The 12083-nt window shown below is 43.7% G+C and carries 12 protein-coding genes; 4 read left to right on the top strand and 8 right to left on the bottom strand.

Translation table 11 applies throughout. From position 1 onward, the window contains the following. The 5 genes from QZ735_RS00905 to QZ735_RS00885 all read right to left on the bottom strand — a co-directional run. The coding region (locus tag QZ735_RS00905; RefSeq protein ID WP_294243329.1) for a 3-hydroxyacyl-CoA dehydrogenase family protein at positions 1-1418 on the bottom strand (1418 nt) is incomplete at its 3' end. A gap of 70 nt (positions 1419-1488) precedes the next feature. Further along, a complete protein-coding gene (locus QZ735_RS00900) occupies positions 1489-1935 on the bottom strand; it encodes a MarR family transcriptional regulator (RefSeq protein WP_294243328.1) in 447 nt (148 codons plus the stop codon). 165 nt (positions 1936-2100) lie between these two features. Further along, entirely contained in the window at positions 2101-3024 is a 924-nt protein-coding gene (locus QZ735_RS00895) for an ABC transporter ATP-binding protein (protein WP_294243326.1), read from the bottom strand. 109 nt (positions 3025-3133) lie between these two features. Further along, positions 3134-4105, bottom strand: coding sequence for an iron ABC transporter permease (locus QZ735_RS00890; protein ID WP_294243325.1), 972 nt, complete (start codon positions 4103-4105; stop codon positions 3134-3136). Between the two features lie 23 nt (positions 4106-4128). Further along, complete coding sequence (locus tag QZ735_RS00885) at positions 4129-4677, bottom strand: TlpA disulfide reductase family protein (protein ID WP_294243324.1); 549 nt, start codon at positions 4675-4677, stop codon at positions 4129-4131. Between the two features lie 31 nt (positions 4678-4708). On the opposite strand from QZ735_RS00885, the gene QZ735_RS00880 reads away from it, so the two are divergent. From QZ735_RS00880 to QZ735_RS00870, 3 genes are all read left to right on the top strand, one after another. Further along, positions 4709-5833: a ferredoxin--NADP reductase gene (locus QZ735_RS00880; protein WP_294243322.1), complete on the top strand. Its 1125-nt coding sequence runs from the start codon at positions 4709-4711 to the stop codon at positions 5831-5833. Continuing rightward, positions 5830-6447 carry an ElyC/SanA/YdcF family protein gene (locus tag QZ735_RS00875; protein WP_294243321.1) on the top strand — a complete coding sequence of 206 codons (618 nt, stop codon included), beginning with the start codon at positions 5830-5832 and terminating at the stop codon, positions 6445-6447. The genes QZ735_RS00880 and QZ735_RS00875 overlap by 4 nt, the downstream gene beginning before the upstream one ends. A gap of 64 nt (positions 6448-6511) precedes the next feature. Continuing rightward, positions 6512-7546: a GNAT family N-acetyltransferase gene (locus QZ735_RS00870; RefSeq protein ID WP_294243320.1), complete on the top strand. Its 1035-nt coding sequence runs from the start codon at positions 6512-6514 to the stop codon at positions 7544-7546. Here the strand turns inward: QZ735_RS00870 and QZ735_RS00865 are convergent, their stop codons facing one another. Together QZ735_RS00865 and QZ735_RS00860 are read right to left on the bottom strand one after the other, a co-directional pair. After that, the gene (locus QZ735_RS00865) at positions 7547-8263 is read right to left on the bottom strand and encodes a methyltransferase domain-containing protein (RefSeq protein ID WP_294243319.1); all 717 of its coding nucleotides are present in this window, start codon (positions 8261-8263) and stop codon (positions 7547-7549) included. Positions 8264-8285: 22 nt separating this feature from the next. After that, on the bottom strand, positions 8286-10883 hold the full coding sequence (locus tag QZ735_RS00860) for a BamA/TamA family outer membrane protein (protein ID WP_294243318.1): 2598 nt from the start codon (positions 10881-10883) through the stop codon (positions 8286-8288). On the opposite strand from QZ735_RS00860, the gene QZ735_RS00855 reads away from it, so the two are divergent. After that, positions 10869-11606 (top strand): RNA methyltransferase, encoded by a 738-nt coding sequence (locus QZ735_RS00855; protein WP_294243317.1) that lies wholly within the window; start codon positions 10869-10871, stop codon positions 11604-11606. The genes QZ735_RS00860 and QZ735_RS00855 overlap by 15 nt on opposite strands. 61 nt (positions 11607-11667) lie before the next feature. Here the strand turns inward: QZ735_RS00855 and QZ735_RS00850 are convergent. After that, positions 11668-12083, bottom strand: a 416-nt coding sequence (locus QZ735_RS00850; RefSeq protein WP_294243316.1) for a phosphoribosyl-ATP pyrophosphatase, incomplete at its 5' end; no start/stop codon positions are given.

The following is a 12083-nucleotide window of genomic DNA, read 5'->3' as shown; positions in this document are numbered from 1 at the left end:
ATGTTGTCTAAAATGATGAAAGCGTCCTGTCCCGGGATCGTATTGTATTCGCCGGAACTTTTATCCACGTAAATACTTTGGCCATCATCATTAACTTTATAAAAAGCATCCACATGTTTCACCCATTCCGACACTTCATAACCGGCATCCTGTGCCAGCCCGATGCCTTTCTGTATGCCAACGGCATCCCAGATTTCAAAAGGCCCGTTTTCCCATCCGAATCCGGCTTTCATGGCATCGTCTATTTTATAGACCTCATCGGAAATTTCAGGTACTTTATGCGAAACATAGGCAAACAGGGCTCCTAAAGATTTTCTGTACAGTTCACCTGCCTTATCCTTTCCTCCGATCAGCACTTTGAAACGGTCGATCGGCTTATCTATATTTTTGGTCAGTTCGAGCGTAGGGAAGGATGACTTTCCCTGAAGTTCGTATTCAAGGGTCTGCAGGTTCAATCCGTGGATTTCAGATTTGCCCTCCGTATTTTTTACCTTTTTATAGAATCCCTGCTGGGTCTTTGAGCCTAACCATTTATTATCCACCATTTTCTGTATATACTCAGGAAGGGCGAAAACATCATTAAAATTGTTGGCTTCGGCACCGCTCTGTCTCACACCGTTAGCCACCATGACCAATGTATCAAGCCCTACGACATCAGCAGTACGGAAAGTAGCGGATTTCGGCCGTCCGATCACCGGGCCGGTCAGTTTATCGACTTCGGAAACGGTAAGTCCCAGTTTCTGAACATTATGAAGAAGGTCCATCATGGAGAACACTCCGATCCTGTTGGCAATAAACGCAGGGGTATCTTTGGCAAGGACCGTGGTTTTACCGAGGAACTTTGCTCCGTACTGCATGTAAAAGTCGATGACTTCCGGAAGGGTATCGTGGGTCGGGATTATTTCCAGCAAAGGGAGGTAACGTACCGGATTGAAGAAATGGGTTCCTGCAAAATACTGTCTGAAATCCTCGCTTCTGCCTTCTGTTAAGAAGTGAATCGGGATTCCGGATGTATTGGAAGAAATGAGGGTTCCGGGCTTTCTGAACTGTTCTATTTTTTCGTAGACGGATTTTTTGATATCCAGCTTTTCCACGACTACTTCGATGATCCAGTCGGTATTCTTGATTTTCGGTAAATCGTCTTCGAAATTTCCGGTCGTAATCCTGTCGGCAAACTTTGGAGAATAGAGCAGGGCAGGGCTTGCCTTTTTCAGCTTTTCAAAATTTTCGGCAGCAATCCTGTTCCTTACGGCCTTATCTTCTTTGGTCAAACCTTTTTTCTGTTCCGCTTCTGTCAGTTCAAAAGGTACGATATCCAGAAGCGACACCTGTACACCGATATTGGCAAAGTGCGCTGCGATACCGCTTCCCATAATTCCTGAACCAAGAACGGTGACGTGTTTGATTCTTCTTTTCATTGGATTTATTTATTTTATTATTGGTCTGATGTCATCCGGCCATGAGGATCAGCCGGTTTCATGCAATGTTTTATTTCCGGTAGTTCAGATCCGTGGCAATTTTCATGATCTCATGCATTACTTCCTTGAAGGTTTCCAGCTTGTCAGGAGCAATTTTTTCCATCACGCGTTTGTTGAAATTCACCACCACTTCTTTAGACATATTTCTGGAGTTCAATCCTTTATCGGTAAGCTTGATGATTACCTCGCGCTTATCGGTAGTGGTTTTTTCCTTATAGATATATCCGTTATCTTCCAGCAGCTTGATAATTCTGGTGAGGGAAGTAGGCTCAATGGCCATTTTGGGTCCCAGGTTGGTGCTCCTGGTGCCTTCCTTTGGATCTATTTTCAGTAAAGTGAGCGCCTGAACGGCAGTAGAGTCATGTTCCTGAGCCATTTCGGTATACATTTTAGATACGGCAAGCCAGGTCTGCTTCAAGATTAAATCTACATTTTCTATTTTGTCTTTATGATCCATCACTTTTTGCTTCAATGGTTTACTCAAATATAGTAAATATTATGCATGCATAGTATTTATTTATGGTAAATTTTGTTAATCAATTGAATTGCAGCGCGTTAAAATGTATGACAAGCATAATACTATGCATGCATAGTATATTGAATATATAAAGAAAACCGCCTGTTAATGAATGTTTTTCATGAAATTAAAGATTTCCTCAAAAGATTCACATTCTTTACGGGTTTCGTTGTTTCTGATCACCCAATGGGTACGCTTATGAGTAAAATGATATCCGGAGAGATCCTGAGGGAAATTTTTCTGCAAAAGGGAAAACAGCATTTCCTTATGGATGTGCGGAGCCTCAATTACAGGAGCTTTAAAATGCTCACTGATCCGGAATATGGAAGCGCGGGTGAGTTCACCGTGCTGAATCAGTACATCTTCTACCATTCCTGAATACAGCCGGCCTTCCTTGATATACCATATCTTATCGGCAAATTCTTTTGCCAGTCGCCAGTCATGGGAAGAGAACAGGATGATTTTGTTCTGTTCGTGTGCCAGCCTGCGAAGGGTTTGCAGAATATTGATTTTGTTTTTTTCATCCAGGTGGGTGGTAGGCTCATCCAGAATAATTACCGGGGAGTTCTGGGTAATTGCTCTTCCGATAAAAGCTTTCTGCAGGTTCCCGTCTGAAAGGTTTTTGAGAGATGTATGCCTGTAGCGGTCCATTCCCAGCATATCTATCGTATGGCTGATTTCCTCGCGGTCCTTTCTTGTAAGCTCGAAATAATAAGGATAATAAATATATTTTCCCAGTGCAATAAGGTCTTCTACCGTATGGTGCTGGGGAAGTACCGGTTTTGAGTAGACTACAGCAATATGCTCGGCAATTTCCCTTGCGGAAAACTGCTTAACAGAGCGGCCTCCGAGCAGGATTTCGCCGTTCAGCAAAGGGACCTGATGAAGCAGGGATCTGATGAGGGTTGTTTTCCCCACTCCGTTATTTCCGATCAGCAGACAGACTTCACCTGATTTCAGGCCTGCTTCCGCATTTGAAATCAGAGGTTGATGGTAACCGATATCTGCCTGTTTTATCTGTAGGTGCATGAAAGTATCGAATGGGCAATGCTTGAACTGTGTTCACAAATATACTGCTTTTTATCCTATTGTATTACTACCGTAAAACTGATCTCTCCCTAAACCGTATTTCAGGATATTATGCCTTGTTCTGTTTCAGCAGCATGACCAGGATCACCGGAATTCCGAATACCGAACTGATGACATTGAGCGGGATCTGCGTTTTTTCAGCAACAGTGGAGAAAATCAGCATGACCAGCATTCCCAGGCCCATGTTCAGCATCCACTGTTGCCATAATCTGGATGGGTTGTAGATCAGCCTGCAGAAATGGGGGACGATGATTCCTATAAACAGGACAGGCCCCATAAAAGCCGTCACTGAAGCCGACAGCAGGGAAGAAGCGGCAATGATACCGATTTTCAGCCGGTTCAGATCAACTCCAAAGCTCTGTGCATAGGCAGTTCCCAGCGCATTCCCGATCAGAGGCTTTATCGTATGGAAGCAGACAGCCATTCCTGCCACAACAAGAGCGGCCAGCACATAAATCTGGTTTCTGGTTACCATATTATTGGCTCCAAAAGACCATAACACATAATTTTTCAGGCTCTGGTTTTCTGCATAGAACTGGAGCAGCGAGACAATGGCTCCCGCAAATGCGGAAACCAGAAACCCGAATATCACAAGGTAGGATTTATCCTGGAATTTCCCGGATACGGATAAGAGCACCAGCATCAGCAAAAGGCCGCCGGCGATGGAGGAGAGGCTGAGAAAACTGTTCTGCAGAAAATCGGGAATCAGGAGATCATGAGAAAAAAAGATATAAAAGGCTACCGAAAGGCTGGCGACCGAGGTGATCCCGAGAATATCAGGGCCTGCCAGCGGGTTCCGGAAATATTCCTGCATAAGGAATCCTGACGTTGGAATGGAGATTCCCGCCAGAAGCATGACCAGTATACGGTTCACGCGTATCTCAGCAATCTGGCTGCGTGGGGAATCACCGAAGAAATCTTCAGGGCTCAGATATAAAAATCCTGTGTTTGCATTGACAACTGCCGCTGCGAAAATAGCGATCAGCAAAAGCAAACACAGGATTTTGAATTTTTTAGACATCAGATCAGCTGAAAGGCAGGCGCTTATTTTAGAAATGAATTGATTTTGGAAGTAAGCTGCTCTTCGCTGATCATTCCGAGGGTCTCATCGGTCTGATCTCCTTTTCTCATATAAGTAAAAGGGATGGCACTTCCGTCCCATTTTTTAAAGTTTGATGCAAAGAACTGCCCGTCCAGTGCCTGCCCATCCAGCAATACCGTATTCTTCCGTATTCCCTGTTCGTCTACAAATGCCGGGACTTTGGTTTCCCAGTCCTGTTTGCTGTCTACACTTACAAAAGTAATCTTTACGGGCTTCCCGCTCAGTTCCTGGATTTTGCTTTTGAAATGCGGGATCTCTTTTACGCAGGGACCGCACCATGTGGCAAAGAAATTGGTAACGTATAGCGTGTCGTTCTTTTTACCCAGGATTTCAGACGCCTGCTGGGGGCTTAGGGTGGTAAGGGCAGCTGGAACTGCAGCTGTGGCAGTTGCCGAGTCCGTCGCCGGCTGGTTTTCTGACGATTCCTGACTTTGCTTCTTGCAGCTAATGACGGAGCCTATGATCAGCATCGACAAAATTATCTTTCTCATAATTATTTTTTATCTATTTTTGAATTGAAGTATGGAACAACAAATCTACAAGGGGAAACGAACCGCGTTTCATTGGTTAAAAATAACGAAAAAGGAACAACTGACCAAAAATACTTTCGCTCTGGAGTTTGAGATTCCGGAAGATCTTAAGGAAAATTTCCGGTTTGAGGCCGGACAGTTTGTCAGTCTTAAAATCCGATCCGGGGATAAGCAATGTATTAAGGATTATTCTATTACCGCTGCGCCTTATGAAAACAAGATCAGTCTGGGGATTAAAATGAATACTGAGGAAGGAGCGGCTTCAGAACTGTACAGGAATTACAATGCAGGAGATCGGATAGAGGTGAGTGAGCCCGCCGGCAGGTTTACCCTGGTTTCCAAGCCCAGCGAGTTCCGTACCATTGTAGGTTTTGCTTCCGGAATAGGGATTACTCCGGTTCTCAGCCACTTTAAAAATATCCTTCATACGGAACCCAGAACCAGGCTGTTCCTGTTTTTCGGAAATAAAACTTCTGATGACCTGATCTACCGGGACGAACTCGACCGGCTGGCAAAAAGCCACCACAACCGGCTGCAGATTTTCTACTTTTTTTCCCGGGAAAAAACACCCAACAGCTTTTTTCACGGAAGGCTGGATGAACGGAAACTGAGCCTCATCATCAATCAGATCCTGCATCTGGATGATACCGATGAAGAATCTACCATCTGGGACGCTGTGGATGAAGTGCTGATCTGTGGGCACGGAGATATGATCAGAGCACTGGCCAACGCATGTTATCATCATGGAATCCCTAAAAAAAATATTCATTTTGAACTTTTTGAGGAATATAATAACGATATTTACCCCGTAGAAAAAGAATTCCCGAGGATCGAAAATGTAGAAGTGGAATTTACCATGCTGGGCAAAGCTTACTCCACTGTTCTTCCTTCCAATGAAGAAAGAATCCTGCAGCAACTGCTGGAACAGAAATATGCCGTTCCGTATTCCTGCAAGTCCGGAATTTGCGGCAGTTGCGAATGTATACTGGAAGAAGGGGAAGTAGACCTGCTGGAGAATGAATACCTTACAGAAAAAGAAGAGAAAAAAGGGCATATCCTTGCCTGTATGTCGGTTGCAAAAAGCAAAAAAATAAAGCTTAACTTTGATCTTAGATGAAAATACTGAAGAACATATTCAACCTTTCATTCATATCAATAGAAATCGGGATTCTGTTGATATGCCTCGCCAATGCGTGGGTTTTTGCGCTTACCGGCGGGCGTACCTATACCAAGATCTCAAAAATCCCGCCCCGTGAAGTGGCCCTGGTGCTCGGCACTTCTCCCAGAATGAGATCGGGACTTTCCAATCCGTATTTTACCAAAAGAATGGATGCTGCAGCATTACTGTATCATCACGGGAGGATCAGAAAAATCATAGTCAGCGGAGAAAAGAGCAAGGGATATGATGAGCCGGCTGCCATGAAAAACTATCTGATTTACCAGGAAGGCGTTCCGGAAGAAATCATCACGGAAGACCCGAAAGGGTTCAATACCTATAAAAGCATTCTCCGCTGTAAAGATATTTATAAGAAAGCCAATGTAATTATTGTCTCCCAGGGATTCCATAATCTCCGGGCGTTGCTGTTTGCCAGGAACAATAATATGAATGCCCTCGGATTCGATGCGCAGGACGTTACAAAGCCTGAAAGCTATTACCGCAACCAGTTCCGGGAAATACTGGCAAGAACCGTCGCCGTAGTCTATATGGCCGTAGGCATTTCACCGGACTAATGTCTCCATACGATACCATCAGGAAATTATTACAATACACTACACTACCACTTTTTGTTACCCTATGCATCTTAGAAAATTTTATACGATTGAGGTGGCCGATAAACAGGCCTGGGAAAATACGATTAAAGCCTGTATTTTCTACGATATCTATCATACTCATTTTTATCATTCGCTTGAGAGTTCTTTTCCTTCCGTACTTTTCGTCTCCGAATTCAATGATGAACTCATCGTCTTCCCTTTTAAAGTAAGGAATATCGAAGATACCGGCTATTTTGATCTTACTTCAGTATACGGCTATTGTGGCCCAATCTCGAATAAGAGATTCAGCACGCTTTCCGAGGAACATTTTGCGTTTTTCCATGCTGCATTTACGGAATTCTGCCGGAAGAATTACATTGTCTCGGTATTTTCACGGCTGCACCCTTTATGCGATTACGGGAATTTTTTCAGGGCTTCCGGAGAAGTCGCCGATATCAATAAGACTGTGGTCATTGATCTCCGGCAGTCTCCTGAAAGCCATCTCAGGAACTACAGAAAATCCACAAGGCATGAAGTACGGTATCTGAGAGAGAAAAATTTTGTGGTAGTAGAAAAGAAAGGCCCTGAAAACATCAATCATTTTATTGAAATGTACTATAAGACAATGGAAAAAGTACGGGCATTCGACAGGTATTATTATGATAAGGATTATTTTCACGGTTTCCTGAATAACGACGATTATGAAGTCATTCTTTTATCGGTTGAAAAAGACGGGGTTTTTGCTGCAGGTGCAATATTTACTGTAGTGGGAAATGTTATGCAATACCACCTGGCGACGACTGCAGAAGACTTTATAAAAGATGCACCGATGAAGCTCGTACTCGATGAGGCAAGGCTGCTGGCCATAAAAAAGAACCTTCACTTCCTTCATCTCGGCGGCGGGTTTGCGGGCAGGGATAATGACAACCTGTACCTCTTCAAATCAGGCTTTTCCAAAATGAGGCTGCAGTTTTCCGTATGGAAACATATCACGGATATCAACCAGTACAATAAACTGGTTACTTACAACGATATCTGGAGAAAGGTGAACAACTTTTTCCCGTTGTACAGGAACTGATCAGGAGGGACGGGAACAAAGGAGAATACTCATCCTGTAAGCATATTCATTGCTGCTGTCGAAGATCTCAATATGAAGATGGTACTTTTCGGCAATGGCTCTGAATTCAGACTTTTCCCACCAACGGCCAATGCCGCCCAGGAAGATGTCACCGGACTGAAGGGAAGCTTCATACTTTTTCTTCCGCTCCGGTGTATTGTAGAAAAGCCATTTATTGGCATTATTCGGAATGTGGGTGAGATAAAACATAAAGTCTTCCGAAACGGTTTTAATTTTTTCAACCATCCTCTCAATATCCTCCGGCAGAAAGTAAGCGGTAGAATCATGGATCAGGAACTTTTTTACAGCGGGAAGCGGTTCTGTGAATATCCGGGTAAAATCTTCTTTGGCATTGCCCGTTACGTACTCAATGTTGGTATTGGCTCTGTGCTGCAGCGCGGATGCAATCAGTGATTCTGTAAAATCGAATGCGTAGATCTTCTTTACCTTTTCAGATAACGGACGGGTTATAAGACCATTCCCACAGCACATTTCGAGAAGATCGTCTGTATCGGTAAGCTTTAGCTTCTCAGCAATATCATCTGCTAATTTCTGTACAACATCCCGGCTCACCGGCGCGCTGTTGGCTATTTTTCCAACTTTTAAGTACAGCTCATCTTCATTCGCAGCTTCTGATCCCGCGTACTGCTCCCAGAAATTTTTCCATACATCGTTCATGTATCTATATTTTAATGTTAAGTTAGAAAGGATACCCGAAAGCGATATTAAGGGTAGGCTTAAAGGGCTGGAAATCCCTTATTCTCCACCGGTCACCTTCAGGCCTGTTCGGATCATACATTTTATAGGCAAGGTCTACCCTCAGGGTAATATATGCTACATTTACCCTCAATCCGAAGCCGCTTCCCACGCCCATCTGTCTGATAAAACGGTTGAATTTGAATTCATTTCTGGAAGACTCGTTATCATTTTTCAGACTCCAGGTATTTCCGATATCGGTAAAGACAGCCGCTTCATACATGGAATTAAACGGTACCCTGAACTCGATATTGGTGGTCAGTTTCATATTCTCGGTCTGATAGGCACGCACTCTTTCATCCACCTGGGAATCGGAAGGGCCTAATCCGCCGAAGGCTACCCATGCCCTGATGTCATTGGATCCGCCATTAAAATAGGAACGGATCACGGGCATACTGGATGAATTTCCATAGGGTATTCCAAGTCCCAGGAACTGCCGGAGGACCAGTGTATTATTACTGAATTTAAAGTATTTCCTTACATCGAAATCAAATTTCACGAACTGGGCATAAGGAACACCGAAAATCGTCCGTTCCGGGCTCGTTACAATTCCGCCCTCGTTCCGCCGCTGATTGAAAATGCTGAAGATGTTTCCCGCCAGTTCCATTTTACCGTTAAAATAGAAGGCATTGGGATAGTTCTTCTTACCGATTTCACTATATACGAAATTATAGATAAAAGACGAAATCAGGACATCCTGGGTTTGCCGGTCTTTATTGACAAGCGTTCCCAGAAAGGCGTTAAGCCGGTCCATACCCGGCTGGTCGAGATTAGCGGCATATTTGGTGTCCTGGATAATCCTCCGCGATACTTCGTCAATACTTAGCTGTCCTGCTTCAAACTGCTCTGCCACCCCGGAATTGTACACAAAATAATCATTGAAAATTTCTTCCCGTATTTCGTTATCGTTTACGAAATAATCGTAATAAGCATCTTTATTTTTTGTTAAGCTGAGCTGTGTGTTGAACAGGGTAAGCCTGTGCGACACCTTATCATTTACAGTGGCAAGGTAATTCAGGCCCGTATTGAAGTTGACCCGCCCCAACCCGATATTGTTCTGCACCGAAGCCCCCAGCAGAATTGACGATGTAGGGCTGTATCTTTTTGGCAGGAGCTTATAATAATCGAAAGGCAGGAGCAATCTCGGAAAGCTCAGGGACGCCTGCGCTGAAATTTCGTAAGCGAGAACCCTTCTTTCGATATCTTTCGTGCTTCTTATGGAACCGAAAGTACCGGCAAGGCTGGTGGAAAGGTTTTCCGCCCCTCCGAAAACATTCCGGGTGGTCAGGTCGATAGACGGGGAGACCCCAAGATTGAGCAGCTGTGAATAATTGACATCCGTACCCAGCTTAAGTTCGTATTTCTGAAGCGGCTTCAGTACATACATTACATCAATGATGCTGTCGTTAGGTGCCGATCCGCCGCCATGCCGCAGGGAATCCCTGGATTTCAGGATACTGAAATTGTTCATGGCCAGGAGGTTCCTTTTGGTAAGATCAAATTTTTTCTGGTCATAAACCTGTTTGTTCCCCACGATAATTGCTCTCCAGATCGCCCTTGAATCGTATTGTTTATTCATTTTGTGAAACCGGATCCCACGCAGGCTGTCTGTACGGGTCTTCTTTGGGTAATCACTGTTTTCATCCACTATGGCCACGTCGATATTACCAATGGTAGCCACCTTATAAGGACTGTCGAGCGAGTCTTTGTGAATCTCCAGTGTTACGGGAACCTGCTTTCTGCTCTTAAGGGAATCGGCGACAAAAAAGATTTCATCATTCAGGTTATTGAATTTATAATAGCCGTAGTCCCTCATCAATTCGTTGATCCGGACTACCTCTTTCTCAAGAACGGTCTGATCCAGGATCTGGTCTTTTCTCACCAGGCTTTCATGGATTTTCTGCTGGTAAATATTTTTGATTTTCGGATCGGTGATATTATAATAGTAATCTTTAATATAGGTAGGATCCTTATGGGTGATAAAATAGGTAACGGCTGCTTTCTTTGCCGCAGAATCCAGGTCATGTTTGAATTTCACTTCGGCATCCCAATATCCGCGGTACGTAAGCCTCTTCTCGATGGATTCGGCACTTTTTTCCGTTTTGGTCTGGTCCAGGATTACCGGTGGCGATCCCCAGTTGTGGTACAGCCTGTCAAAGAAAAGGCTTTTTCCCACGCTGCTCTTCATATTGTATTTAATGAACAGGGAATCCCTGAGTTTCTGATTTCTCAGTTCATTCGGGTACGTCATGTATTCATTGAGAAGCGTATCATATTTGGGATTGGCCGCATTGTACAGCCACAGGCTCAGTGGCATGAAGAGAAGCTGTCTCTTATTGGGTTTCTGCTGAACATAGTCTTTGAGTTCGCCGTCAAAAGGAGCCTTCTTATCTTCAAACTCAAAATTATTCTCTACAAGCAGATAATCACCGTCAGGAACTTTTTTTGTTGTACTACAAGCATAAAGGAGCCCTACAAATGTTGCAAATGAGATAATTTTATAATACTTTTGAGGAGAATTCTTATAATGCTTACAGCTCATACAATAAAAGTTTTACAGTCTTTGGATAGAAAGAAGTTCAGACAAAAATACAATTTGTTTTTGGTTGAGGGGAATAAAATCATCAGCGAACTTTTTAATTCTGATTTTAAAATTAAAGAAATATTTTCTACCGATCCGCAAAAACTGGACCGTGCAGAAGCCCCTGTTATTCATATTACTGATAATGAACTGAAAAAAATCAGTTTCCTGCAGCATCCGAAGGATTCGGTGGCTGTCTGTTATCTGAAAGAACAGAAGATGGAAGAGGGCTGCAGCATACAGCTGATCCTTGACGGGATTCAGGATCCCGGTAATCTGGGTACGATTATCCGCCTTGCCGACTGGTTCGGGATTGAACAGATCATATGCAGTGAAGATACGGTTGATTTTTATAATCCTAAGGTAATTATGGCCAGCATGGGATCTTTTACCAGGGTGAATGTACTATATACAGATCTTGCAGAATACCTGTCTGAAACAGATCATATGAACATTGGAACCGATATGGTGGGAGAGAACCTTTATACTTTTGAGAAGCCTGAGAAAATGAACCTGATTTTAGGTAATGAAGGCAATGGCATGCGTGCGGAAACGGAGAAAAAGCTTCACCGGAGCATCATGATCCCAAGGTTCGGAAAATCACAGTCCACAGAGAGCCTGAATGTCTCCATGGCAGCCGGTATAATTCTCGGACAGCTGTTTTCACCTGCGGGACAGCCGTAAATAAAAATTCAGAAGCCGCATATCCTGTAGAAAGGCGGTTTCCGGCTTCTGAATCTGATCTTCAGATCAGTTGCTCCATGCTGGAGACACTTTTATTTTTCTGGTAATTTTCAAGCTTTTTTCTGATAAACCTCAGTGCAATAGGAGCGAGGTAGATCAAGGCTATTCCAAATACTTTCTTTTTCCAGTTGGAACTTTTAAGGTTTTTCCTGGCATAATTCCCTACAAGCGCCGTGGTCCCGAGCTTAATCAGGGTGTCGATCGCATCGCTTTTTACTGCGCTCCCTGCGATTCCCATAACCGCCTTTTTACTGATCAGTGCATCTTTGATCTCAGAACTGATCTGTTTGGCAATGACATCTTTCCGGAGAACGACTTTTTCTTCACCGGATTTTTCATCGACCTTCTCCTGAAGGTACTGATCGGTAAGGCCGTTGGTAAAAGCGCTTAAACTTTCTTTGGTATTTTTAAAGGTAA

This window comes from uncultured Chryseobacterium sp. (assembly GCF_913776365.1).
Lineage (GTDB): Bacteria > Bacteroidota > Bacteroidia > Flavobacteriales > Weeksellaceae > Chryseobacterium.
The sequence above is the reverse complement of the archived record's forward strand: the minus strand, read 5'-3'. Positions and strand labels throughout refer to the sequence as shown.